Annotated in this window: 21 protein-coding genes and 2 pseudogenes; 8 read left to right on the top strand and 15 right to left on the bottom strand. The window is 60.3% G+C overall.

The annotated features are described in order from the left end of the window. The first annotated feature begins 231 nt into the window (after positions 1-231). On the top strand, positions 232-2,550 hold the full coding sequence (locus EGM71_RS19395) for a TonB-dependent receptor (RefSeq protein ID WP_188486490.1): 2,319 nt from the start codon (positions 232-234) through the stop codon (positions 2,548-2,550). A gap of 122 nt (positions 2,551-2,672) precedes the next feature. Beyond that, positions 2,673-3,059 (top strand): hypothetical protein, encoded by a 387-nt coding sequence (locus EGM71_RS19390; protein ID WP_188486488.1) that lies wholly within the window; start codon positions 2,673-2,675, stop codon positions 3,057-3,059. Between the two features lie 240 nt (positions 3,060-3,299). On the opposite strand, the pseudogene EGM71_RS19385 reads toward EGM71_RS19390, so the two are convergent. Then, positions 3,300-3,908, bottom strand: a pseudogene (locus EGM71_RS19385) (ATP-binding protein); the annotation flags it as partial. 1,082 nt (positions 3,909-4,990) lie between these two features. On the opposite strand from EGM71_RS19385, the gene EGM71_RS19380 reads away from it, so the two are divergent. Beyond that, positions 4,991-5,260 carry a helix-turn-helix transcriptional regulator gene (locus EGM71_RS19380; protein WP_188486487.1) on the top strand — a complete coding sequence of 90 codons (270 nt, stop codon included), beginning with the start codon at positions 4,991-4,993 and terminating at the stop codon, positions 5,258-5,260. Positions 5,261-5,930: 670 nt separating this feature from the next. On the opposite strand, the gene EGM71_RS19375 is transcribed toward EGM71_RS19380, so the two are convergent. Then, positions 5,931-6,374, bottom strand: coding sequence for a hypothetical protein (locus EGM71_RS19375; protein WP_188486485.1), 444 nt, complete (start codon positions 6,372-6,374; stop codon positions 5,931-5,933). Positions 6,375-6,654: 280 nt separating this feature from the next. On the opposite strand from EGM71_RS19375, the gene EGM71_RS19370 reads away from it, so the two are divergent. After that, positions 6,655-7,215, top strand: a complete 561-nt coding sequence (locus EGM71_RS19370) for a cyclin-dependent kinase inhibitor 3 family protein (protein ID WP_188486483.1) — start codon at positions 6,655-6,657, stop codon at positions 7,213-7,215. Between the two features lie 194 nt (positions 7,216-7,409). Continuing rightward, positions 7,410-7,586: a hypothetical protein gene (locus EGM71_RS20885; protein WP_223224504.1), complete on the top strand. Its 177-nt coding sequence runs from the start codon at positions 7,410-7,412 to the stop codon at positions 7,584-7,586. Between the two features lie 135 nt (positions 7,587-7,721). Here EGM71_RS20885 and EGM71_RS19360 read toward each other — a convergent pair whose 3' ends face one another. From EGM71_RS19360 to EGM71_RS19310, 11 genes and pseudogenes are all read right to left on the bottom strand, one after another. Then, on the bottom strand, positions 7,722-9,026 hold the full coding sequence (locus EGM71_RS19360; protein ID WP_188486481.1) for an arsenic transporter: 1,305 nt from the start codon (positions 9,024-9,026) through the stop codon (positions 7,722-7,724). Positions 9,027-9,043: 17 nt separating this feature from the next. After that, positions 9,044-9,769 carry an arsenical resistance protein ArsH gene (gene arsH / locus EGM71_RS19355; RefSeq protein WP_188486479.1) on the bottom strand — a complete coding sequence of 242 codons (726 nt, stop codon included), beginning with the start codon at positions 9,767-9,769 and terminating at the stop codon, positions 9,044-9,046. Then, a complete protein-coding gene (arsC, locus tag EGM71_RS19350; RefSeq protein WP_188486477.1) occupies positions 9,766-10,176 on the bottom strand; it encodes an arsenate reductase (glutaredoxin) in 411 nt (136 codons plus the stop codon). Before arsC ends, arsH begins: the two co-directional genes overlap by 4 nt. Positions 10,177-10,186: 10 nt before the next feature. Then, entirely contained in the window at positions 10,187-10,717 is a 531-nt protein-coding gene (locus EGM71_RS19345) for an arsenate reductase ArsC (RefSeq protein ID WP_188486475.1), read from the bottom strand. Then, a complete protein-coding gene (locus EGM71_RS19340; RefSeq protein WP_188486473.1) occupies positions 10,714-11,061 on the bottom strand; it encodes an ArsR/SmtB family transcription factor in 348 nt (115 codons plus the stop codon). The genes EGM71_RS19345 and EGM71_RS19340 overlap by 4 nt, the downstream gene beginning before the upstream one ends. Before the next feature lie 71 nt (positions 11,062-11,132). Next, positions 11,133-12,236, bottom strand: a complete 1,104-nt coding sequence (locus EGM71_RS19335; RefSeq protein ID WP_188486471.1) for a UvrD-helicase domain-containing protein — start codon at positions 12,234-12,236, stop codon at positions 11,133-11,135. Beyond that, a complete protein-coding gene (locus EGM71_RS19330; protein ID WP_188486469.1) occupies positions 12,214-13,794 on the bottom strand; it encodes an ATP-dependent nuclease in 1,581 nt (526 codons plus the stop codon). The genes EGM71_RS19335 and EGM71_RS19330 overlap by 23 nt, the downstream gene beginning before the upstream one ends. A gap of 284 nt (positions 13,795-14,078) precedes the next feature. After that, a complete protein-coding gene (locus EGM71_RS19325; protein ID WP_188486467.1) occupies positions 14,079-15,338 on the bottom strand; it encodes a site-specific integrase in 1,260 nt (419 codons plus the stop codon). Between the two features lie 720 nt (positions 15,339-16,058). Continuing rightward, positions 16,059-18,113, bottom strand: coding sequence for a hypothetical protein (locus EGM71_RS19320; protein ID WP_188486465.1), 2,055 nt, complete (start codon positions 18,111-18,113; stop codon positions 16,059-16,061). Then, complete coding sequence (locus EGM71_RS19315; RefSeq protein ID WP_188486464.1) at positions 18,106-20,343, bottom strand: hypothetical protein; 2,238 nt, start codon at positions 20,341-20,343, stop codon at positions 18,106-18,108. The genes EGM71_RS19320 and EGM71_RS19315 overlap by 8 nt, the downstream gene beginning before the upstream one ends. Positions 20,344-20,435: 92 nt before the next feature. Further along, positions 20,436-21,338, bottom strand: a pseudogene (locus tag EGM71_RS19310) (YifB family Mg chelatase-like AAA ATPase); the annotation flags it as partial. 887 nt (positions 21,339-22,225) lie between these two features. Between EGM71_RS19310 and EGM71_RS19305 the strand changes: the two are divergent. Together EGM71_RS19305 and EGM71_RS19300 are read left to right on the top strand one after the other, a co-directional pair. After that, complete coding sequence (locus EGM71_RS19305; protein WP_188486462.1) at positions 22,226-22,855, top strand: hypothetical protein; 630 nt, start codon at positions 22,226-22,228, stop codon at positions 22,853-22,855. 75 nt (positions 22,856-22,930) lie between these two features. Then, entirely contained in the window at positions 22,931-23,248 is a 318-nt protein-coding gene (locus EGM71_RS19300) for a hypothetical protein (protein ID WP_188486460.1), read from the top strand. 52 nt (positions 23,249-23,300) lie between these two features. Here EGM71_RS19300 and EGM71_RS19295 read toward each other — a convergent pair whose 3' ends face one another. Then, complete coding sequence (locus EGM71_RS19295; RefSeq protein WP_188486458.1) at positions 23,301-23,831, bottom strand: cold-shock protein; 531 nt, start codon at positions 23,829-23,831, stop codon at positions 23,301-23,303. A 45-nt stretch (positions 23,832-23,876) separates the two neighbouring features. Continuing rightward, the gene (locus EGM71_RS19290) at positions 23,877-24,233 is read right to left on the bottom strand and encodes a hypothetical protein (RefSeq protein WP_121504212.1); all 357 of its coding nucleotides are present in this window, start codon (positions 24,231-24,233) and stop codon (positions 23,877-23,879) included. Positions 24,234-24,877: 644 nt separating this feature from the next. Between EGM71_RS19290 and EGM71_RS19285 the strand changes: the two genes are divergently transcribed. Then, a complete protein-coding gene (locus EGM71_RS19285) occupies positions 24,878-25,480 on the top strand; it encodes a DUF998 domain-containing protein (protein ID WP_188486456.1) in 603 nt (200 codons plus the stop codon). Positions 25,481-25,740 lie beyond the last annotated feature (260 nt).

Genomic DNA, 25,740 nt, shown 5'->3' with positions numbered 1-25,740 from the left:
GCTGTACCACGGCGCAATGGCGGATGCGGCAATGCGATGCAAGAATTTCGCACGTCGAAATCACGCGATCGAATCCTGCGGCAGACGAACGACTTCCTCTGCCACTGACCGCCGCGCACTGCGCCGTCACTCCCTCAACGCAATCGCATCGCCAGCCAGGGCGCCGCCATCGGTGCTGCAACGCGCTGGGCGTGCGCCTGCGCCGCTCTCTCCCTGCACCTGGATCTGCCCATGAACACCCCACCCACGACGCGCCTCGCCTTGGCCATCATCACGGCCATCACCGCACCTGCGTACGCCGCCGAGACTCACGACGCAGCACATGACACCCCCACCACCTTGAACGCCCTGCAGGTCATCGCTACCCCGCGCGGTGCGGCCGTTGCGCCCACCCAGGTGGTCGGTCCAAACCGCTACATCATCAAGGCCGAAGACCTCGACGCGATGGTCACCGGCAACAACGGCCTGGCCATGCTCAAGCAGGTGCCGGGCGCCAGCTACACCGCCACCGACGGGCTGGGCCTGGATATCTCCGCCACCAGCCTGTTCGTGCGCGGCTTCCGCATGAATGAAATGGGCATCACCTTCGAAGGCGTGCCGCTGAACGACAACGGCTTCCTCTCGCTTACCGGCACCAGCGTGGTGAACGTGGGCGTGCCCGATGGCATCGGCGCGATCACGGTCAGCCCCGGTGGCGCCCCGGTCAGCGTGTTCTCCAGCAGCGTCAACGGCGGCAGCCTGGAATATCGTCTGCGCGACCTGCAGGACACGCCCAGCCTGCGCGTGAAGCAGGGCGTGGGCAGCAACAACACGCTGGTCACCACCGTATCCGGGCAGAGCGGCCAGCTCGGCGAGCATGGCCCGAAAGTGCTGGTCGACCTGCAGCGCGTGTCCGCCGACAAGTACCAGGGCGAGGGCACGCAGAACTTCCTGCGCGGCGACCTGAAGCTGCAGCAGGACGTCGCCTGGGGCGATTTCACCGTGTTCCTGTCTGACAGCAAGGCCAAGGTCTGGGGCTACAACAACATTTCCTTCGACATGATCCGCAAGCTGGGCTGGAAGGCCGACATCTTCTATCCCGATTACGCGTGGGCCTGGTACGTGGCCTCGCCCGAGAACGCAGACAAATCCTGCGGCGCCTACACCTGCGGTGAGCTGTCCGAACTGATTCCGTACGACACCGGCCAGACCACCCGCGACCGCGTGTCCTCGATCAACCATCGCTTCCAGATCACCCCGGCCCTGAGCGGCAACGTGCAGCTGTACAACGCCAACAGCCATACGCAGGCCACGCTGACCGACCCGACCGTACCGTCGCCCAACGGCGCGCCATTCTCCGAACAGGTGCAGACGCCGCGCCTCAACCGGCTGGGCGGCATGCTCAACCTGCAGTTCGAGACCGGCGCGCACACCTTCACCGCCGGCTTCTGGCAGGAGAAGAGCAAGGCTGCGGCCAAGACCGAGTGGTACCAGCAGCCGCTGCTGGGCGAGGGCCCGCCGCTGAAGGCCACCGGTCCGTTCGATGTGTACGGTCCCGCGTTCAAGACCGACAACGCATCGAGCTGGGTGACCCGCTCGCGCCAGTTCTACCTGCAGGACGACATCGTGTTGAACGACACGCTGAAGCTGGGTGTCGGCTTCAAGGCCGTGGACTTCCGCACCAGCGGTGGCGGCCTGGGTGATGCCAAGGACCGGCCGGTGAACGGCACGCTGCGCGCGAAAAGCAACTTCCTGCCGCACGTCTCGCTGTTCTGGAGCCCGACCGAATCCACCGACGCCTTCATCGACCTGGCCAATACCATGAACGGTTACCGCGTGGCCCAGCGTGGCAACATCGGCTACACCGCCTCGGCATGGACCATCACCGACCAGGAAGAGTTCGACCGCGTGGCGGGCACCCTGCGCCCGGAAAAGAACTGGAACCTCACCGTGGGCGCATCGCACCGCTTCGACCGGCTGACGATCACCGGCGATGTGTTCTACAACGACATCCGCAACCGCCTGCTATCGGCCGCCATCGGCACCCAGTTCGCTCAGATCAATACCGTGCGGTTGATGCCGAAGATGCACGTGATTGGTGCCGACCTCGGCATCACCGCCGACCTGACCGACCACCTGCAGTTCTACCAGGGCGTGGCCGTGGCCCGTTCGTACTACGACAGCGATTTCGTGGTGGGCGACACGGTGTACCCGATCAAGGGCAACGCCCAACCGGGCTACCCGCAGATCTCGCTGGTGAGTGATCTTTCCGCGCACTTCGGTGATTGGCGCTTCGGTGCCACCAGCACCTCCTACCTGCGCCAGCCCTTCACCTACGAGAACGATATCCGCGTGCCGACCTTCTGGCAGGTCAATACCTATGCCGCCTACCGCTTCGGTGCGGACAGCGTGGTGCCGGGGCTGGAGCTGCGGCTGGACGTGAGCAACCTGTTCAACCGCCACAACATCGGCACCGCCACCATCGCCGGCTCGTCGTTCTCGGGCGATTACCAGACCCTACAGCGCAGCGCCCCCCGGCAGCTGATGTTCAGTACCTCAATGGCGTTCTGAGGCAAGGGGTGGCGGGGTCAGAGCCCTTTGCTGCGCAAAGGGCTCTGACCCCCAAAACCCGCCTACAAACCTGCCTTGCGCAAACAACAGGGATTTTCTGGCGGCGACGCAAGGTTCCCACAATGTTGCTGGGTCATGCTGTCGGCATGGCACAGCACAACCCGCGAACCCCGCTGTTCGGCATCCGGGGCCCAGGACGGCCCCGGCAGGCGCTGTCCGTGGCGCCTGCAATCGACCTGCGGGCCGAGTACCAGTTCTGGCAGGTCTACGAACGCGTGGTCCGCCCGCTGCCCGGCGGTGGGCTCCCGCAGGCGTGGCTGGTCTGCCAGAAGGTCTATCGCGACCGTTGGCAGCGCCCGGAGGACAGCGAGGCGGCGGGGCTGTCGCGGGTGCTGTTCGGCGACAACATGACGGCTGGCCGGGCGGCGGAGCTGGCGGAGCTCCACGCGCTGGTCAGCCGTCGGGTGGCGTTGCTGGCGAGGCGCGGGCGGATTGATTCCGCAGCCTGATGCCTGCCCTTGGTAGGGTCGACTGTCAGTCGACCGCTCTTCGCGTCCAACTGTAGGTAGAAGGCCGTGCGTGGCAGATGTACCTGCCGCATCCACTGCGGCGGATTGCAATGCTTGTCTCCCGTGCGGTAGCGTGGTCAGGTACACCCCGGTACCGTCTCTGTCCTTCTGGGCATGCGGCCGGGGTATTTTTTTGATTGTTGCTGCTCCCGTGCGGACGAGGGCTCCAGGCAATCAGGCTCATGCATTTCCCCGATCCAACTGCCGATAGCCAATCGCTTCAGACAGATGCGCCGTCTGGATCACCTCGCAACCTGCCAGATCCGCAATCGTGCGCGCCACGCGCAGAATCCGGTGCATGGCCCGCGCGGAAAGTTGCAGGCGTTCAATTGCCTGCTCCAGTAAGTCCTGATCGGCCTCGCTCAGCTTCGTGCATGCCCGCAGCGCCGCCGGTGGCAGATGGGCATTCAGCCCGCCACGCGCCTGCTGCCGGGCATGGGCGGCTTCCACCCGTGCACGTACCGTAGCACTGGGCTCACCCAGCGGCGTACTCTCCCGCAGCTCCGCCGCGTCCATACGTGCCACGCTGATGTGCAGGTCGATGCGGTCCAGCAACGGACCGGACACCCGCGCGCGGTAGCGGTTGATACGTTCGTCGCTGCACAGGCAGCGGTTGCTACGGTCCCCGGCCCAGCCACACGGGCATGGGTTCATCGCTGCCACCAGTTGGAACCGTGCGGGATACTGCACGCTCCGCGCCGCGCGGGCGATGCGGATGTGGCCGGATTCCAGCGGCTCGCGCAGGGTTTCCAACGCACTTCGGTTCCACTCTGGAATTTTGCGCTGGAAGCTCTCCATTGGCATGATCGCAAGCCCCGGTGAGACGCGATGTCTGTGCTGCCTACACCGGTTGCGCAACGATGACACAATACTAAGTGTTAGGCAGCACGATGTAGTTGCCTACGCAGCTCGCTGGAACCAAGATTGATGTGATCGATCCTCTCAAAGCTGACGGCTAGATCTTGCCTCGTCTCTAAGACGTAATGCGGAAGGGCACAGGGTCCAGTAGTTACAGTTCGATCCCAAGAGGCTCTCTAGCGCGACTTCAATAACTATGGGGCTGCGCCAGTCGGCATTGGGCAAGAAGCAGAACTCTCTGGGGCCCAGTCTAGCTTCTTGCTCACGTCGCTGAAGCCATCGCGACCTAAGTTGCATCTCTTTACCCAGGGCTTGTATGGCTGCCACTTCATCCATCCCTGTCTGCAACATGACACTCGCTGCCACACGCATCCCCGACCAAACGACATATCGCCGTCTGCCCGAACTGAGATTGAACCACGGGCTTTCTTGCATTGCGATGACGCCGTCTGCCCGTTCTGGACTTACTCGGTGCCGTCGAAGGATGTTTGCCAAATAGGCAGAGATCTCGTCGTTGACAAGCCGCCCCCAGAGAGCGACCCGAGCTTCCGTATGGGCTGGCCCTTGCCAGCTCCTCAGGGCAAGGGCTATTGCGCCACGAAGGGCTGGGTGAGCATCCCACGCTGGAGAGTATGTCCAAGAGATAGGGTGGTAAAGCGACCTTCGAGTGGACGAAGACTCGCTCGTATTTGCCAGCACTACTCCTGCCGCTTGGAGGCTTCGTAGCAAACTCCGCACAGGCTCGTCATCTGAGGCGACTGGCGCATTCCTTGTGACAGAGTCTTCAAGCGCACACCACAGGCACGAGTAGTAGGGGCCAAGAGACGCGACCAGAGAGGCCAAGTCTGGCCTTGGAGTCGAGAGGGTCGGTTGGTCAAGGCCATGGCGCACTCAGTTCCAAGGGCTCCTACCAGTGAGTGATCTTACCGAGCGGCCAGCTGGGCTGTCTACATGATTTTCGTGTAAAGCAAGGATGGACCATAGATTGCTGTCCGCTTCCACGAGTGGGCGGAATGGCAACCAAGACGATCTACCAAGAAGCGTATCGGCGTCTCGTAGAGCAACTTCGAGCGAGACGGGAGGCTTTGGGAATTAGCCAAGTATCGCTTGCCTCACGCCTGGACTGGCCTCAGCAGACCATCTCCTCCATTGAGGCTGGTGCCCGGAGGTTGGACTTGCTCGAGTACCTCAGGCTGACCTCGGCTCTTGGCATGAGTGCTGCCGAGGCGAGCACGCTTCTGATGTCTGAGTGGAAGACTATGCGTGTCTTTCCAGTTCGGTGACGCGTGGATTAGCATCGTGCCGCCATCATGGCGTGGCTGCTAGTTCTATTACTGATGGTCAATAGTTCAAGCCTGCGGCTGACTCTGGCGTAGCGTTTATCCCGGCCTCAAAGCGGTGATTTGAGCGCTTCCAGCGAAGAGAATCGGTCCCGTAGCTATGAGTTACCTTGCTCGAACTCGCTACGGGCCGCCCGCAACACGCGTGCCGGATCGGTGGCCAGGGCTTCGGCGGGGGCGACGCCTTCGAGCAATGCGTGCGGTGAGAGGAACCACTCAGCCTCACCCAATCATTGCTGCGAGCTAGTCCGTCAGACTCGATCTCGAACGGACCAAATTCGCGAAGTACTGACAATATCTCTGCCAAATGGTCGATAGGCTCGCCAGCCGCACCGAACTGCCAGTCTAGGTGGCGATAGCTGGGCGCTGACTTCGTGACATAGACGCCGAGTAGTTGGCCGGCTCCGCGCAGCTGACCGGCCGGGTCACTACCGTTGGGCAACGACGACCCGAGTCGGGAACTAACTGTGGAAGCGCTGCACCACTGCGTGGCAAGTTCATCCCGCTTGACGGAGGCGTCGTACAGGATCTCTTGGCAGTACGAGGAGGCTTCTGAACGACCTAGAGTACCCGTCGCTTTGGCTTGGGGCTCTAGCTTTGTTTGGAGCGACGCCTAGATGAAGCTACTCGTTGAGTTGATGCGATCAAGCAATAGTCCAAATGCGATCGCCAGTCCATCGTCCTCTGGCGCATAGGGAGATGCAAACAGTGGTATCCGCACCCAGAGATGCTCCTGCCCTGGGTGTACATAGGGGCCATGATCATCTAGTAGCAAAGCCTCACCTAGATGCGGTGCGGCTAGCCGCAGATCCTTGGTGTTACCCGTCCAATCGATGTAATGAAGGCTCGCAAACCATGGAGGTGCGCTTCCCTCATGAACCAATAAGTTGGCGATGTTGCGAAAGCGCTCTTCGGGCACCGTCGTAAACATCATGAGCTGGCTGAAGTGCAATTGGACGTCTTCCAAGAAACGGAAGAGACCGGGCCTTGGGATCTGGCTTACTGCGTTGGAGATGAGCGTTCCCTCAAGGTCCAAAGCCAGGATGGTTGGCTTCATGTGCAGCTTCTGGTGGATGGGCGGATATACACCTTGCTCCGGTAAACTTCCGCTGTCCATCACGTGAGCCTACTGGTACGCCCACGCGTGAGCCTACTGGTACGCATGCAGCGTGAGCCTACTGGTACTTGTTGCCTGCGACAGGCAAAAGGATCACCTTTGCTGTGCTGTCCGGCGCCCCAATCCTGAGCGGTCCGCTGGAGTGATTACAGATCGTCACAGGCAGCATGGGTAGGCGCGCTGCGCTACGGCTCTCTTGTTCCCGCGATGGGGTTTCACTATGTGCAGAACTAGCCACACGCATCCACTTCATATCGCTACGCTCGCTGTTGGAATCAGCGGTGGCGCAGTAGGCATAACTTTCGCGCCCGGGAAATTTCAAGAGTTCGCGATGACGGGGGCGTGGAATCGTGACATTGACGTGGACCTTTCCACGATTCGCCAATGGGGGGCGGGGTACTTGATCTCTCTGATAGAGCCATGGGAGTTCGATGAGCTTAGGATTGCCGCGCTTCCCGAGCGGACCATGGCGCAGGGCATCAAGTGGTATGGGCTCCCAATCGCAGACGGCGCAGCTCCCAGTAGAGCTTTCTTGGAGGCATGGCGTGAACTGGGCCCAGCACTCAGTCAGGAGTTACTGCGAGGAGGCCGGGCGGTTGTGCACTGTAAGGGTGGGCTAGGACGAGCTGGCACCGTAGCCTGCTTGTTGCTGTTAGGAACAGGCATGGCCACCACTGGCGAGCAGGCCATACGCATGGTTCGACAGGTGAGGCCGGGTGCGGTCGAGACGCGCGAGCAGGAGAAGTTCATATGTGATTGGGGCCTGGGTCTAGGCAGTTGACTGCAGGACGCTTACATCGCCGTTCGGCATAGCTGCGGAAGCCTCCGGCGGGTTGGATTGTGCTTTCCACAACGCTGGTCCATAGCGCTCCAACCCCAAAGGCTATCAGCACAGATCCGCACCTGCGCTTCGCGTTGGCTGCATCGCGACCGGGCCAGCTGCGGCGATCGCATCATCCAGGAGTCCCCAAGCTCATGAACGAGCTCAACTTGGAAGAGGTCCGGGCGGCGATGTTCACCGACCCAGGCGTGAAGGCGGTAGACGATCTGCGGCTGGTCCCGGGCAAGCCGCCTGGCCGCGCGATCGCGGCCACCATCACGGTGGCTGCCCCCGCGGTTGACCTTGACCTGGTGCACGCTGTGATTGCCTAGGTGTTGTCAGATCAATTCAACATTGATCAGGTGGTGCTTTCGTTCAACGACCCGGGGCCGGTGCCGCCGCCGCCCACGGCGGCGCCCTTGAAGAAATTGTGATCTCTGCGGCTTGCCTGTGTGGTGCTAACGCGGTTATCGGGCAAACGGCAGCCAGATCCAGAGCGCGATGAGCGTGGCCAACAGGACGGGGGGCGTCAGGATGAGCCCCACCTTCATGTACTGCCCCCACGTAATCCGTTGGCCCTTCCCGCCAAGGACGTGCAACCACAGAAGGGTCGCCAGCGACCCGATCGGGGTTAGCTTGGGGCCGAGGTCATTGCCCACAACGTTGGCATAGATCATCAGTTCGCGGGTGGCTGCGGGGACGTTTGCCCCGTCGATGGCAAGCGCACCGACCAGCGTTGCCGGCATGTTGTTCATGATGGAGGCAAGCGCAGCTACCGCGAAGCCGGTGCCAACGGTCGCCATGAAGCTGCCCTGCGTTGCCAGCCACTCCAAGACCGCGCTTGCCACGTCGGTCAACCAGGCATTGCCCAGTCCATAGACCACCAGGTACATGCCGATCGAAAACAGCACGATCTGCCAGGGCGCGTCACGCAGGATCTGGGTCACGGCCATGGTGGCGCCTCGGCCACCGGTTGCCCAGCGGCCTGCAACACCCATCAGCACCAGAGCAGCGACCCCCGTCACCAAGGCTATGGGTACGCCGAGCGGGCCGGTTACAAAGTACGCAACCAGTAGCACTGCGAGAAGGGGCAAGGCGGTGCGGAAGACTGCCATGTCGCGTATTGCGTCACGGGGTGCTTCGAGATCATGGACTGGATAGCTGCTTGGGATGTCGCGACGGAACCAGAGCCATAGGACAACCAAGGTAGCTCCGACCGATACCAGGTTCACCGGTACCATGATCGCGGCGTAGCGCCCGAACGATACGTCAAAGAAGTTCGCCGTAACGATGTTGACCAGGTTAGAGACCACGAGCGGCAGGCTGGCCGTATCTGCGATAAAGCCGCAGGCCACAGTAAACGCCAGCGCGCCTGCAGGCGGAAAGTTCAAGCGCAACAAGATGGCAAGAACAATCGGCGTCAGTAGAAGAGCCGCGCCATCGTTGGCAAACACTGCCGCAATCGCAGCGCCAAGCAGAACGATGAGCGGAAAAAGCTTCCGACCATTGCCGCCGCCCCAGCAGGCCACATGCAGAGCCGCCCACGCGAAGAACCCGGCGGCGTCGAGGATGAGCGAGATGATGATGAGGGCGACGAAGGTGAACGTCGCATCCCAGACAATTCCCCATACCGTGCCGACATCGTTCCAGCCGACAACCCCGGTGGCCAACGCAACGGCGGCGCCGGCCAGTGCCGACCAGCCTATGCCGAGCCCGCGAGGCTGCCAAATGACAAATATGAGGGTGGCGATGAAGATCGCGAGGGCAAGCATGCAGCGCTCCGGCGGGGTTAGATGGAGCGCTGATTTACGCGCTTGGACAGATCTTCGGCGTTCTCAACGCGCTCGGAGTAACGATCGACCAGGTAGGCTGAGCGTCCGCGTACGAGCCAGGTAAATTTCACCAGCTCCTCGCATACGTCAACGACACGCTGATAGTAGGCTGATGGCTTCATGCGCCCGGCCTCATCGAACTCTTGGAAGGCTTTGGCCACGGAGGACTGGTTAGGAATGGTCACCATGCGCATCCATCGGCCGAGTACGCGAAGCTGGTTCACTGCATTGAAGCTCTGCGAGCCGCCGGAAACCTGCATGACGGCCAGAGTCTTGCCTTGTGTGGGTCGCTTGGCGCCGTCGGCCAGAGGTATCCAGTCGATCTGCGCCTTCATAATGGCGGTCATGGCGCCATGGCGCTCTGGGCTGACCCAGACCATACCCTCGGACCAGTAAGCGAGTTTGCGAAGCTCGCTCACCTTCGGGTGATCGGGAGAGGCGCCGTCGGGCAGTGGCAAATCATGCGGATCGAAGATGCGCACCTCGCAGCCGTACCAGCGCAGGAGCCGACCGACCTCCTCCGCGAGCAGCCGCGAATAGGAACGTTCCCGCAGCGAGCCGTAGAGGATGAGGATTCGCGGCGGATGGCCCGGGTCGCCGGCGCCTGTTAGGGCGTCGACGTCGATCGGTGCAAGTTGAGCGGGGTCGATGTTTGGCAGATCTGCGGCAACGCGATCGATCACAACGGCGCTCCGGCTGTCACAATTTCGCCGTCTTCCTTGGTGAAGGAAGACACCGGGTTCTCCAGCAGCGCCAGCACCTTCTCAGATGGCCGACACAGCGCTACGCCCCGGCCGGAAACCACGATGGGACGGTTGATGAGGATGGGGTGCGCCATCATCGCGTCCACCAGTTGGTCATCCGTGAGCGCGGGATTGCCCAAGCCCAGCTCCGAGAAGGGCGTTCCTTTCTGGCGCAAGAGATCGCGAGGCGCGATGCCCATCGCGCCGATCAGCTCGACCAGCTTCTCACGGGTCGGCGGAGTCTGCAGGTACTCGATGACCTTAGGGTCTTCGCCGGACTGGCGGATCATTTCCAAGGTATTTCGGGACGTGCCGCAGGCAGGATTATGGTAGATCGTCAGCGTCATGATGATTCCCTCAAGCCACGCCGGGTCGGGGCGACGTGGTGCCCTCGAACTGCCCGATGTCGCCTATCTGCGCTGTCAAGGTCGCCTTCGACAGCGTGTGGATCGGTAGCGCCACGAACGCCTTGATACGGTTCTCCATGTACACCAGCGCCTGCCGGAAGGCGGCGCGCTGCCACTTGTCGCCGCGCGTTTCGTGGCTAGGGTCCTCGATGCCCCAGTGCGCGGTAACCGGCTGTCCCGGCCAGAACGGGCAGGTCTCGCCGGCGGCTTGGTCGCAGACGGTGAACACGAAATCCATGCGCGGGGCATCCGGCACGCCGAACTCATCCCACGCCTTGGAGCGCAAGCCCTCGACTGGATAGCCGGCCTGACGCAGCGTCTCGATCGCAAGCGGGTGAACCTCACCCTTGGGATGGCTGCCGGCCGAGTGCGCGTTGAAGCGGCCATCGCCAAGCTTGCGCAGGACGCTCTCGGCCAGGATAGACCGGGCGGAATTGCCGGTGCACAGGAACAGGACGTTGAAGGGTTGAGGAGGGCTCATGGGCAGGTCTCCGAAGTACACGGGTTGCCAAGTGTGAAGAGGTCACCGCAGATCTCCGGTGTCCCGGCGCAGCAGTCCTCAGTGAGAAACGCTAGAAGCTGTCGCATGTGCTCGTAGCTCGCGGCGTACAGAACACGCCGTCCGTCGCGCCACGAGCGCAGCAATCCCGCACGCTCCAAAGCCGCGAGGTGGAAGCTCATGCGCGGCGGTGCGATCGCGAGAGCCTCGGCAATTTCGCCGGACGGCATGCCTTCGGGGCCAGCCCGAACCAGCATCCTGAATGCGGCCAAGCGGTCAGACTGAGCAAGCGCAGAGAGCGCTAGCACGGCGGAATCATCGTTCATGCGGGCATTCTACAACGATCCTTGTAGGATGCAAATGGAACGCCGCAAGCGTTCCTGGCTACCAAGCCGACTCAGTTCCGCCCATCAGGGTCTGTGGGTACATAGAGCCGGTGACCCAGCAGCGCACACGTCCCGGCATACACAAATGCCAGGCTCTGCCGTGCCCGGGTAAAGGCCACGTAGTATTTGGGGGGTGCGGTGATACGGGAGGCATCTCCCGTGCGCAGGTACTGTGTTAACGGCCCATTTGGAAAGATGAGGACTCGACTATAGGTGCGGCCTTTGGACTGGCCGAAGTTCACCGCGAGAAGTCCTTCGCACGCTTGTCGTCGATCATGCCGAAGCACGGTCGGCGAAAACTCCTGCATGTAAGCGGTCACATGCTCTGGCGCGACGAGGTAGATGCCATCATGACCTGTCGCTTGGTCATTGCCTGAGTGGGTCCGAGGCATCTGTGGGTAGAGCGCGTCGGCAAGATCACACAGCGCCTGCACGCAGCGCAAACTCGTAAGGCGGTGATCGATCTGGCACAAACCTTCAGATTCCCAAAGCTGGAACAAAGTCGCAAGGTTCGGCCCGCGGAACTGGCTGTGGCGAGGTGCGTAGTTGGTCGCATACGTCGCCTGGCGCGTATCGCCGACCAGCGTGACGGCAATGGAGCTTTTCAACAGCCGTTCGATCAGGTCCAGATCGTAGCCAGCCAAGTCCTGCACTTCATCAACGTACACCTCGTCGTACATGTCCGCCAGGCGCGCGATGACCTGACCCTGAGTCGACTCGTCGCAGCGAACGGCAAAGTCGGCTGCCCTATCGGAGTACATCCGATTGCCGGCGAGATAGTGCCGGGCGACCTGCGAGCGCGGCGCCCGGTTGTTGGTCCGTCCTTCGACGAACAGGATCGATTCGATCCGTGGCTCGCGGCAAAGGGCGGCCTGATACGGCCGAATGCACTCGCGTAGCAGAAAGCCGTACCAACTGTGCAATGTGACGTGCGCGGGCACAGCGCCGGCGTGGAACTCGAACGAACGCCGGATCTCTTCGAGGTTCTCCAGCGTGTAGGTAACGATGCCGATGCGGCGCAGCGGTCGCTCTAGGGCCTGGCGGACCAGCAAGGTGGTCTTGCCGGAGCCGGCGGCCGAAAGCAGCACCCGGTTAGGCGATAGCACGCTGGACATAGTCCGGGAACCTGATCGAGTGAGGGCTGTTAAAGATCGCCAAGGCCGTGTCGGTTTTATGACCTTTCATGTACTTGAGCAACGCCACCCCGTCGGCAAATGTCTTGCCCAGCACGGTGTTGAGGACAGCCAGCGAGTTGGCTTTTATCAACTGCTCTTCCAGGGATGGCGCGCTTTCGTCTGAGTCGTAGTAGATGGCGTTGGGATAGTCGGCATAGCGCTCTTGCACCACGGCGATATCGCCATCGTTATCGGTGATCACTCTTGCCTGAATGTGCAGACGCTCGGCGATCTGCAAAAAGCGCTTGAACGCCAGCGACTTGACCGAAATGATGTCCACCCCGTGGGCCAGTGCCGGCACGCCGTGGTGGTCGCGGTAGGCGCGCTGTACGATCAGCTCATCGGATGGGCCTTCCACCAGGATCGCCTGCTTGGCCAAGATCAGCCGCAGCGTGTCATGGCCTGGCAGCTTCATGAAATAGTCGTGCGTATCGGGCGGTAGCTGATCTAGTTTCATCTGGCCTTGGGCGCTGAACAGGATCACGTTGTCCACGCCAAGCTTGTTCAGAACGAAGCTGCTGTGGGTTGCTATGACCACCTGCTGGGCCGCCGAGAGCGCTGCAATCTTGTCGATCAGCTGGGTCATACTGGAGAAGGAGAGGTGGTTCTCCGGCTCCTCGATCAGCAGAACGTGCGCCGCGCCTGCAGCATGCATGGCCAACTTCATCTTGACCGCGCTTTGTTCGCCCTTGCCCGCCTGGGTGAAGGGAAGCTCATCCAGGTACGGTGACAGGCTGGTTTCCCATGTCGAGCGCGGCGATGTGTCCACGCCCACCGTCAATGCCCGGTGGCTGATGTCCCCTGTGTGCTCGGTGAGGTAGGCATTGACAGCGGCTACATCGGCTTCCTCGGAGAAGCTCTGCCGCATGCGACGGAAACTCAGCGACAGCGAGACGCGCTGCGCTGGCGTCAGCGCCTGTTCGATGATGCCGGCGATGTAGCGATCGGCTCCGGACAGCGTCCTGATGCCGTGGGTGTCGATGATGGTCGAATCAAACGGGATGGTACGCGCGGTGACGCCATTGTTGGCGAAGGAATACCAACGTACCGTGTAGTACTCGACCGGCAGGCTCGCCACTCCTTGGTGCTGCCTTAGGTAGGCATTGAACTCATCACGATAGTCATCATTCAGCTCGACCAGCAGCCGAATGCCCGCGCTGTCTAGGCCCAACGAATTGTTGGTGCCGCGCAGCGAGGCGAGCCTGGGATCGTTCCCTAAATAAGCTTCGATGGAAATCCGCGGCGGTGACCCGTGCGTGCCAGCGTCGACTGCAGCGAAATATTCCCGTACCGTGGGTTGGTGGAACAGATAGGGCGTGAGCTCATAGGTCAGGTTTCGGCCATGCAACTGTCCCGTCACCACTGCGTGGATAGCTTCCAGTAGCGTGGATTTGCCTACCTCGTTGTCGCCCACCACCAAATTCATGTGTGCGTTTAAGGTCAAGTCTAGGTGGCGAAGTGACTTGAAATTGTTGATGACGACGCGTTCGATCGGCATGGCAATCCTTTGGTGGCCAAGTGCGAGTGCGGAGGGAAGAAGGGGCAGCCATCCCGTGAGCGGACTTCTCCGTCCCGTAGCGTTTAACTGGCGATCACGAGCGCATAATGGCCCGATACGGCAATGGGCGCCAGATTGGAAATCGGTGGCTCGCCATCAGGGGGGCTTTGGTCTTACAACGGTCATCACGCCGCTCAAGTTCTTAGCGCACTAGGACCTCAGTAGCGGACGCTGTGCCTCCGCTCGACAGGCGAGAGTAGTCTGCGGACATGGGGTAGGCCCACCTATTCGGACTGGGCTGGGCCAAGGTCCCTGAGTAAAGCACTGGCCAATGACTCCATGGCCTCGGCTGTCCGTTCAGCCGAAGCGCCATGCGCAAGCTCCAAAAGCTGTACCTTGATAGAGTTCCTGAACGAGTCGATGGCACAGCTTGCCTTCACTAGGTCATAGCTCTTTTTGAAGTTGGTGACCTCATCAAAGGCCAAGTTGATGTATGGATCGAGGCTTGAGATGTCGGCGTGACCGGTGAACTCTATCGTCTTCAGCTTGAGCGCCTCTATGTCAACGAGCAGCCGCCTGAAGTCATCTGCACTCTTAGGCTCATACTGCTCGATAAGCGCCACGAGGAATTTGGTGATCCCGCGATGCCTAAACATATGGGCACATGCCTGCTCACTTATACCCGCCGCCTCCCGCAGCAGACGGATCTCGCCGGTTATTGTGTCAGCCTTGATAGGCTCGCCTGTACGATCATTCAGCAGGAGGCCACCGTTCTTGCCAGTATTGCTGGGACGTCGTCGCGTGACGCTACTGCGGTAGAACGTGATGTACTGCGCGATGAATTCCAGATCGCTTCTGGGCATAGGAATTTGACGAGTAAATTGCCCGCGCCGCTTTAGTGTCGGAAGTTCAATCATCGGTACATCCATCTGCAGGGCGTCAATTATCGACTTTGGCGTTATCTCATTGATCTCACTGCGCCTCCCCAGAGTGGTCTCCAGTAGCGTGAGCATCACCTGCCGACGCATGCGTTGATGCGCCGTGGTGCTGATGCGAGAGGCAGCGTCCCGGAGAAGCTCGATGTTTCGGCTGCTGATGGGCAAGCGCCTGCGCTTGGCAGTAGGAAGGGGAAGTGAGGCATGGGTCCATGTAGAGCTCTCGGATGCCGCGTGATTACTCCGTCGCTCCAAGCTGCTGTTGCGCTTTTTGTGCTCTGCTTTTGGCAATGTGGCTCGAATTCTGCCGTTCTGCCCGATGAAATCCACATCTCCTCTAGCGTCCGCAATGTAGGAAAGAAACTGCAGGCAGCTTCTACCAATCGCGATCACGGTACTGGAGTTTCGGGCGAGTTGTCCTTTGCGGGAGGCGTGCGGTTCTCGACAGAGGCCGTCAATGAACACCCTGAAGTGATTGTCATCGAGCTCGATTAGGTCAATCCGCTCCTTCCAGCAGTACCTGATTAGATGCGAGATGTTGGACGCCGTGACCGCAAGTGTCCCTCCTCTGTTCCGTCTTGACTGGCCTTTCTCCATCAGGTGGCGCACGAAAGCGTTCCCGTAATGGCACCAGTGGCCGCCCGGCCAGTATAGAAGCGGAATGTTCCCCCCGTTGCGGGTATGAAGCACTCCGTAGTGGTCGACGAAGTGAGGAACCCTAAAGTTCTCCTCGGTGAGAGAATGTAGCTGACCATCTATGACCGTGCGCACTGTCAGCGCCTCCCTCGTAATGGAACGACCTTGTCGGAAGGAAGGCTCAAGGTTCTGAGGCGGAAACTGGCCTCTAACTCCCGCTGGTGCGTATCGCACTGTCGAAGCTCCGCGTCGCCAGCCTTGGTGGCATAGGCCCTGGCTTGAAGGCAGCGGAGATCAAACGCCCTTTGTAGAATGAAGAGGTCTTGGCTGAGTGCCTTCACCATAGCCTCGAGCGCCAAGATCCGTTCCCTCTGACTCTCCCGAGTGGCGCTCGAGTGTCGTTGCTGACTCTTGTCCATTGGCTGGGTCCTTTCCAGGACGCGCCGCCGCAGGGAATCGAGTACCTCATAAGAGCCAAATGCATCGTTGGCTATCTTCTTTTGATGGTTCAATGACATTGCCACGATGCCCTCGTCATCACTACGGTACGCAGCCAAAAGTGACTGTGTTTGCAAAGCTCTTCTCAACTCCGGGCTAAGCTCTGCCGGCTCGATCAACGCGCGGTCAAGAACTTTCCTCAAAGCCAGAATGGAGTTGCGAGAGCGGAGAGATCGTCTGTTCATACCTGCCTCTTTACGATTTCAGCCCTGGCGTGCCGCGAACAATGATCGCGATCCTGTATCTGTTCCCATTGTCCAAGAACTGTGGCTCTACCTGGACCAGCCCGTCTTCGATGAGGTGATTCACGTATGCGGAAAGAGTCTCGTCGTCGATCACCGAGAACTCACTAACACCAAGTTCCTTCTTTAGGATTTCAGCCAGCCCTTCGGCCTCAGTCGTACCATGTCGTACCTGGTACGTTGCGAATCCGGCAGCCACGGACCTCAGCACGGACCCCGGGACTGACTCAGTGATGTAGTGCCAGAGATGCTTTGCGTCCGTATGGCCAAGGTACCATCTGAGCGTGTCAATGCTGCTGAAACCGTCGCCGTAGAAAAACAACATCGCAAAGAACCTGCGGAACTGGTGCTGACGAATGTAGTATCGAGCACCTGTCTCATCGCAAGGGATTTGAATCCAATCGAAGAACAGATCAATGGCTCTGCGATAGCTTGGCGATGTTAGGCGGGTGAAGCCAATTGGCTCTCGGTCTCTTAGCCTGGCAAAGAGAGGGAGGCCTGATGACTCTACCTGTGGGAAAATTTGGGACACGCCACTCTGAAGGCGTCTAATTAGCTTTATGCACCTGACCCCGATAGGTGCAAGCGGCCTTGAGGCTGTGGTTCGGTAGTCTCCACTGCCTGTCTTGCCCTGCTTGAATACTAGCCGGGTTTCTGTTTGGTCGAGTGGATCGCAGTGGGTTACGCTCCGGATCTCACCTTCTCGCCGTGCACTGAGTGCGCCCACAACCACTTCTGTTGCGCCTTGCAATAGGGTGAGACATTCAAGAAGGCCGGGGCTCGAGCGGAGTTCACGATAGTAATCCCGCCTATTTGCATATCTTCCGTGGAGGATGCGCCAGCCTTTAAAGGAGATCGAATCTTCGGCTCCAATCGTGCGATCGAACCAGGCGGGTTCTTCTAGAACTGCGGCGATCGTTTGACCCTTGGCTTTAGCTTCCAGCGCCGCCTCGAGGAAGGTGTCTACGATGGGGTCGCCAAATTTGACCACGAACTCGACGGCTTCGCGCAGCGCTATCATCATGACCGAGAACGGCGGGGTCTTGAATCGGCCGTCTGACTGCAGCGCGAACTCTTCAATCGCGGAGATCATCTCGTCAGCGAATACAGGGGGGCATGCCATTCCCTCGTCACTTAGCAAGCCGAAGCCGCCAAGAGTGTTTGCATACCGGCGGGCGAGGCGAGCTCTCATGCGGCCGTTACTACCACTGACGACCTTTGCCCTGGGGAGTTCGCAGTCACCGAGCGGGGAGCCATCGATGCATAGCTCATGCGGTAGCGGGAGATGGGTTCGCTGCCCAGCCAGTGTATCCGCGTAGAGCAGCAGCGCGATGGCCCTTCGATTGACCGTGTGTCGATACACTCCAGGCTTGTAGGTGTACAGCGACGCACGTTGTAGCCATTGCCTTGCGCGGGCAATCTCGGAGTCGGAAAGGTCGGTCAAGCGATGGTCGGCGATCGCATCGCTCCCATCTGGGGGGGGAGCCTGCGTTGGGTCGATGTTGGAAATGTTGGACCTTACAAGCTCCGATAGCCGACGGGGCCATCTGTAAACTCCGATTGCGACGTTCCTGTCGCTACAAATTTCCTTCAGAACGCCCTTCAGCATGTCGCTCGTAACTCCCCGCAGGCCGTGGGCAGCCAAGTCGAACTCTGCTGATCGCACCAAGAAATAGTCGATGCAATGGATGGCTCTGGCCAGCTGGTTGCTTTGAGTGCGGGAAGATACGAGGCGCCCACCGTTCGTATCCGGATGAGTTTGAAGTATGGCGAACGACTTGAATATCTCGAGAAGCTCGGTATTCTTGGGCGAAGTAAGGAGACTTCCATCGTTAAGGCGCACCCGCCAGTCGATAACTACTGCGCCCAAGACAGTAGTGGTCCACACTTCATCGTCAAATTGCGAGGTAAGCCATGATGCCTTCCTGTATCTACCCTTCAGATCTGAAGTGAACGGTGCGAGGATGGCTTCTACGTCTTCTGCAAGACGTGCTTTCGACCTAGCCATTGAGAATGCTCCGAACTAAGCCAGGGTTCGCACGTGCTTTCGCCTCGGCCGCAATTCTCCGGTACTCGGGCTGTTCCTTCTGACTCTCGAGATGGTTGAATAGCTGGCGGCCGATGTGGGCCCACCGGATAGCACGTCCACATGCGCTCTCTTCGTCGGTGGATACAGCGATCACCAGGCTCCAGAGCACTTGAAGAACGCCCAAACTAACGCCGAATACGACTTTGTCTGGCGTCTGGATGTCATGCCTGCTCTCCAGGGGAAGCAGATGTGCCGGAACTTGCTGAAGGGCATATTCGCTAAGGAATTGATCGAGCTCATCCATCGACGCAAAGCCGGATGCTTCAAGGAGATGTGGCGAGTCTTGTAAGGCGCGACAGACCATACTGGTTTGAAACCTGAGAACCAGGCTTTCGGAAAGGTATTGCTGTAGTGGCAGCGGAATGTAGCGTGACAGCAGCTCTGGCCTGTACTCTGCATGCCCCAGCGCCTTTGCCATCTCCTCAGTAGACCGGCTATTAATCAGTACCAGTACTCCGACTGAAGCGCGCAAACGAGTTAGGGTGAAGCGCCATCCAAGTTGGGTGGATTTTTCCTCGTCTATGCCCGTGATTATCTGCATTCTCGTGGCAAGGATCGGAGCGCGATAGTTGGCTGAGCCAGCTGGAGTCCAACTCCGAGGCAGGGATCCCATCGACTTGATGTAGAGAAACAGGAGCCTCCACTTGACGTCGCCGGTTCTTCTAAGATGATCTCTCAGTGGAGTAGTCAATTCGATAAGGCGATGCACCACCTCAACACACCGCGCGGTGAGGAGGATTCGCTGTTCCGCTTGATCCGGACCTTTGCGGTTCTTGTAGAGGGTCAAGTAGTGTCGCCCGTCGATTTCTACGAGCCCCGTCATTTGACCGTCCTTGTTGTAGAGCTCTATTTGGGAAAGGGGCGACGACGTAATTTCAGGGTGGTCGATAATAAGTAGCGAAGCGTGGGCAAAGAGCAGTACGTCACTGGGTATCCCGAGCTCCCAAGCCGTAAGCCATCCCGGTGTAGGATATTTGACGTATGCCAGGGCAGGGTCGGATAGGCCCTCGTCTTCAAATGTCGCAGCGGCGTGCATGAGATACTCTGGATGAGGCCTTTGACGGCGTTTTTTCATTCCAGTTGTCACGCCAAGCTGGCCCGCGCTATGGGGAGTTCCCTGCTTCGCAAGCATCTTTCGTTGCCGTGCACGTTCCCAAGACTGTCGTGTTTCTTCCGTGGCCCACTGCTCCACTAACCGCACGTCGTTCTTGATTGACTTGAAAATGAGCTCGCTTGCTTGGCTACTCGAAAGGTCAAGAGGTACGGGGGTAAGAAGAGAATTCTTAACTTCACTGCCGTCTTTGAGCGTGACTATCTTTGAATATTCGGGGGCTTGGCGGGGGGCGCTCGGGTATGGTACGGCCTTGGAGGGCGCTGCCCAGCTTAGCCCGAGCAGATGATCGACGAGAATGCTTCTGAACGAATTCCAGCGACTGACAGCGCTTGTTAAGTCGTACGCCTTTGACGCTGCGCCTCTCAAGAAGTCTTCAAAGAACCCACTGATTAGGCGCGAGACGTCCAATGGACGGCTGAAATCAGTTTCTGGATAGGTTCGGACGGCGTAAGCTGCAAACTCTTGGACGAGTGGTGCTCTTGTAGCCCTCCTTCCGCGTAGCCAAGTTGCTGCGGCGCCTAGAAGCTCAAGTGCCCGGGAGTTGCCAAAGTGCTCCGAGAACTGGTGTAGGCGCAAATTCACCTTCTGCCCTTGCTTATTCGTGCATGACCAACCCCGCCAGAAGTCCAGTCGTTCCTTGTCGAACGATGTGTCTCCAAATGCCGACACCTGATCTGCGAACGAAGATGGCCAACGATTCCTAAAAGCTGTGCATGGGAATTTAGGCCAATCTTCCTCGGGATAAATAACGCCGAAGGTCTGAACCGCGCGACGAGCGATTGCCCAAGGTGATGAGTTTGGGAAAAACTCTTCGTGAAAAAGCGCATAGATGAATCCTCGAATCGCCGCGACTTGACGCGATCGAGAATCACCCTCGTGAAAGCGGCGCCGAGTAATTTGGAGGTAACACTCAAGTTTTCTAAGATCCGCGTCGGATAGTGTCGATTGCTCGGACCGTAGGGCGCTCTCCATCTTTGGGGAGATGGCTCGGAAGCTGTAACCCGAGAAGCACTCGATCACATTGACACTTGGCATGGCCCGGGGACCTAAATATGCGCGCCTATCCTATTGATACATAAGGGTTAGTTAATTCTGTGACAACGCCGCTATCAGCGCTAAACACCGCGCTCATCGAGGAAAAGGACACCGTGATGAGCCAGCGAGATTTCGCCGGGGCAGGGAGGATTGCCGCCACCCACCAGCGCCGCCGCACTGGCACTGTGATGTGGGGATCGGAAAGGCCGTTGCCGCCAGCGCCGTGGGTCCAGCCCTTCACCACTCACCGAGGCAATCGCGGCCAGCTGTAACGCCTCGGCTTCCTCGGTGTCCGGCAGCAGGCTGGGCAGGCGTGACGCCAACAGCGTCTTGCCGCAACCAGGGCTACCGATCAGTAATAGGTGGTGTCCACCCGCAGCGGCGACCTCCAACGCGCGCCGTGCATGCGCCTGTCCGCGCACGTCGGCCAGATCCGGCAATGGCAACGGCGTCGTGTCCACACGCTCTACTGGCGGCAGCAAGCGTGGGTTCCCCAACCCGGCGCAGCACTCCAGCAACGTACGCGCTACCCGCACATCGGCATGCTCGGCCAACGCAGCCTCGGCGGCATTGCCCGGCGGCACCACCAGGATGCGCCCGGCGTCGGCCGCCGCAATCGCCGCCGGCAGCGCGCCAGCCACCGGGCGCAGTTCTCCGGTCAGGCCCAACTCGCCCAGGAATTCGTACTGCAGCAGCGACTGCGGATCGACCTGGCCGCTGGCCGCCAGAATGCCCAGTGCAATCGCCAGGTCGTAGCGCCCACCTTCCTTGGGCAGGTCGGCGGGCGCGAGGTTCAACGTGATGCGCCGCTGCGGGAAGTCGAAGCGCGCGCAGAGCAGGGCGGCACGCACGCGCTCACGTGATTCGCGCACGCTGGTCTCGGCCAGTCCGACAATCTGGGTGGCAGGCAGGCCGCCAGAGAGATGCACCTCCACCCGCACCAACGGGGCATCGACCCCGGCGCGGGCACGGCTGTGGACCAGCGCCAGGCTCATGTGTGGTTTCCTGCAGAGAGTCGCTTGATGGTGCGACAGGTAATCTGTGTGGGACTATCGGGATTTGCCGGCAATGCGTCTCGGGATATCCCTGCCTGCAAAGGGTGCAGCATTCGCATCAAGGGCAGTTGACCTGTGCAGCGCGGCGCTGTGATGGCGGTTTCGAAGGTCTTGCGTCAGACAAGGCTTACAACAGGGCAGTAAAGAAAAGGAGCGAGCTGAAATGCAGTGCATTCGAGTACTGATGGCCCTCTCGCTCGTCATGGGCCTGCCGGGGTGCCGGGATGAGGTGGAGAGTTCAACGTATCCCATTGGCCAGACGGGAGAGACGTGCACAGCCTACAAGGGCTTCGACCGCCAGCCTCCTGAAGTAGTTGTGGCCGAGCTTGCCAAGCGAGGGTTGGATGGTCGCCGATTGGTTCATAGGACAGTTTGCGGCCCGATCACCAGTTGGGACATTCTCCCCGCAGGAGCGTCGATCGACCGGATACCTCCGCCAGACGCATATGTAAACGTCCGCCTGCGGGAGGACGGCTCGGTTTCCGTCAGTACAGACCGCCCATGACCTTGGCGCCGCCCTTGATGATCGAGCATCGGGCGAACAGACAGAAATACGGATGGGCTCGCAGGCAGGGCGTGTGGCGCCCAGTCAACGCCATGGACTCGCCCCAATACCGTGGCAGAATCGGCGCTGGCCGGCCCCGTGCCCATCTACGGCGCCAGGCAGACCCACAACGCGACGCAGTGTCCTCCGCCGTCAGTGCCCAGGAGATCCCGTGCGATATTCGATACGACTCTTTAGTTGCGTGCGTCATCTCCGTGGCGGCCTCCGGCTACGCAGGTGTTCCCCACGCAGCAGCTCATGGAACCTACTGGCCGACGCATGGATGGCGCCATTCCTCCCCCAAAGCGCAATGGATGGATTTGGAGGTGCTGTACGCGCCGCGGTGTATAAGGACAGGACCGAGAGGGCGGCGATGATGAAGCTGAGAATACTAGCTGCTGCAGTTGCGTTGGCCAGTATGGTGGTGAGTATCCATTCCAGGGCGGATGATGCCCTATACATAAACTACGCGCCAGATATGCGGTACTCGACAAACGGCGTGGATTCCAGATTGACCATACTTCCCGGGAAGGGCCTTTTTGGTTATGGCAGCGAGTTCGGCAAGCTCGAGCCCTGCCAGGCTGGTGGTTCGTCGGACTGTCTCAAGATTGACTTCATGGCGCTCTACAAGGTGCCCATAGGAGGGAAGGTTGGTGACAGGTACAAAGAGGGCGCGTTTACCTTCGCCGTGGTAGAGGCCCTCTCCATTCCCATGCTGGCCGATGATCGCGAAGTTCTAAAGGTGGATGTGGAAAGGGATGGCGTCCACGCCAACTCCTTCTACTTCGATAGAAAAAGGGGGGTGATCGGCGTTAGAGTCAGGAACTTCGGCAATAGCACTATTCCGGAGTCGGTGTTCTTTCTCGAGAGAGGCAATGGCGTTTTCTCAAGTGAAGAGCGAAAGCCGGATTAAGTTGAGCTGGTCGTGGACACGACAGTGCTGATACGGCGTAGATACCTGGATCCCACTACCCGCTTGGAGGTGCTGATGACCTCCAACCCTGACGTCGCCCCGGAGTTCCGAACCATCGATGAAATCCGCGTTTCATCGATCAGCGCGGGGCAACCCGCCGCAGGCAGAACCGAGAGCTTGCGGGGTGTAAAGCTGAAAGGTGTTGCCATGGATGACCCGGCGTCCAAGGCCATCGGCACAGCACGCAGGTATGGCCAGGGGGAAACAGAGCAGGCAACGCTGGGCGGCTTCAAGGTCGAGCGAACCTGCGGGTTCTCGGAAGGCGGATCGAACATATGCTTCTACGTCCGGGACGGAAAAGTGGTTGCAATGGCACTCGGGTTCGGCCCCTGACCGGTTGCTCTGCCCCTTGCGGTGCAGGCGCAACCCCACTGCAAGCGTCGGCCTACGATGGCACTCCAGCGCTGAAGTAGTTGCTGGGGTTGACCTGGTGGTGGCCTGGGCCCCCAAGCAGACACCGCTGCTCATCAGGCACCAACCCAGTGAAGCGCCCAAACCGCGCCTCAATCCACGAAGGCCCCGCGCTTTCCACAAGCAACCGCCCCTGGCTCTGGTGCAGATCCAGCCAGCGCTCGAAGCTGCTGCGCAGGCGTTCGATATCCGGCGCCCGCCATCGCGCATCGGCAGGCATGCGGATCAGCACGCGCGAGGGCGCGTTCTCCACGTCCATCACCAGCACGCCCTTGCACCGGATCTCGAAGGACGTCGCTCCGGCATGACGCGCGTGCAGTTCAAAGCCCTCGTATGCCTTCGCGGTAACGAAGCCGAGCGCATCACTGCGCAGCTGGCGGTAATCGGCCGGTCGTAGCTTCTGGTAGGCCCACACCTGATCGCCCGCTGGCTCGGGCCACTCCACCCACATCGCGCCGATCACCGCGATGCACCCCACCGCAGCGGCAAAGCCGTGCATCTTCATTCGTCACCCTGCACACAGGCAGAAAGGTCCGCGCCATAAGCGCGCTCAGTCCTTGGGTCGCATCCGCTCGTGGATGAAGGCGGTCAGCGCCAGATCGGCCATCACCAACCCCTCCATCACCCGGTCGCCCACGTACTGCTCCGGCTCGCCGTTCTGGCGCGTGCGCTCGGCCGCCAGCAGGATCTCCTGCACGATGCGCTGGCCGGTGAGTGCGCAGTCGGCGTCGGACAACGCCATTTGCCGGCTGCGTAGATGGTGCCGCTCGGGCCAGGGCTGGCCGTCGGCCGCAGCGCCCGCGCCGATGGCGTGCAGGATGGCGATGAGGCTGTTGGGGTCCGGGGCCGGAGCGGCCGAGGGCGCTTCCTGGATCGGGCGAGGGGGCGGGGAGTGCGGTGTGGTCATGGCGGGCTCCGTGCATGCAGGCAGAAGCCGCCACCGATAAAGGTGGCGGGCAGAGCGTGGCTCGAAAACCGGATGTTGGGAACCGGCGGGTACAAGACCCCCACGCCCCGCCCGCCATAGCCGGCAGACGGATTGCCAGCCGGCACCACGCGCGGTGGTGCCGGCTGGCAAGCGCAAACTACTTCCCAACAAAACGGGCTTTCGAGTCCCGACCACCGATGGACGGTGGCGGAGTAACGATTACCTGCTGTTGTTCGGAATGCCAACGGGTAGGGGTCAATGCCGCCAAATCCCGAGACGCTTTTGGCATTGTCGCATAGCACCGGAAGCGGCGAGAGCCTTGGCGTGCTAGGCGGGACGGCACTTCTGGAACGGAGTCGTCAGAACCTTCCGCCAGAGATGCAGGGAGCGGCAAATGCGACAGCATCGGGCCGACGGCAATGTGTGATCGCTCATGTAACCGAACCGCTGCGACACCCGCTGGATGGTTTAAATGACTTCTTGCCTATTGAACCTACCGAATGCCGCGCGCAATCTGACTACTGCTGTAGTCACGCGGGGCTGCCCTGCCCGCAGCAGGACGGTCTTGTAGCGTTTGAACGGATTCCACCCACTGGCGCAGGCCAATACAAGGATCACTGTACGTGTTACGCCGCAATCGACTTCTTCTGTCTGCGGGTCTGGTCCCGCTTCCGTGGTTCCTGTTCTGGACCAGCGTTGCCGCCGTGTTTGCACCGGGCTACAACCCGCTTGCACAGCACGCCAGCGAGCTGCTGCAGGCGCCAACGCTCGCAAGCATCTGCGCCAGGATTGCCGCCATCGGCTCCGGCGTGAGCTTCGTGGCGTTTTCCATCGGGGTGTGGCGGGAGTCCGGGCGACGGATTGCCGTGGGTGCGATCTGCTGGATGATCTTTGGTATCTCCATGCTGACCAACGGGCTCTGGCCCATGGGCCATCCGATGCACGGCTTCTACACCATCGGTATCGCAAACATCATTGCACCCGCGATGTCGCATATCGAATTGAGCACGTGGTCTGCAAACCGAAGGGCGTACGCCGTGACCGCATTGGTGAGCATCGCGGGCATCGTCTATCTCTGGTTGAACGTGGTGGGAGCGGATCCGGAGGGCTTCAGGGGGCTGACACAGCGCCTGTTCTCGTCGATCAACTCGCTGTGGCCGTTCCTGGTTGCGTTGTACCTGCTGCGAAGGGGTTCAAGCGCGCTGAAGGCGCAGCCTGCGCATTGATGGAAGGGTATGCATGCACTTGGCCGACGATTGAGCGTGCGGAGTTGGGAGCAAGATGAGAACTTTTCGCCGCCAGCTGGTCTACGTTCAAGTGCACCAGGATCACTTCACTGCGCGCGTGGTGGGTGGAGACATCCGTAGACGGTAGTCGTTTGTTGGACGGCCGGAAGGAAAATCATAGCGGACAAAGGTCGTTAACGTGGCAATTGAGGGCAAGCCCAGAGCATTGGTCGTTGGCATCGAGTGGACGACGACGCGAT

The sequence above is a fragment of the Stenotrophomonas maltophilia genome (assembly GCF_006970445.1).
Lineage (GTDB): Bacteria > Pseudomonadota > Gammaproteobacteria > Xanthomonadales > Xanthomonadaceae > Stenotrophomonas > Stenotrophomonas maltophilia_AU.
The sequence above is the reverse complement of the archived record's forward strand: the minus strand, read 5'-3'. Positions and strand labels throughout refer to the sequence as shown.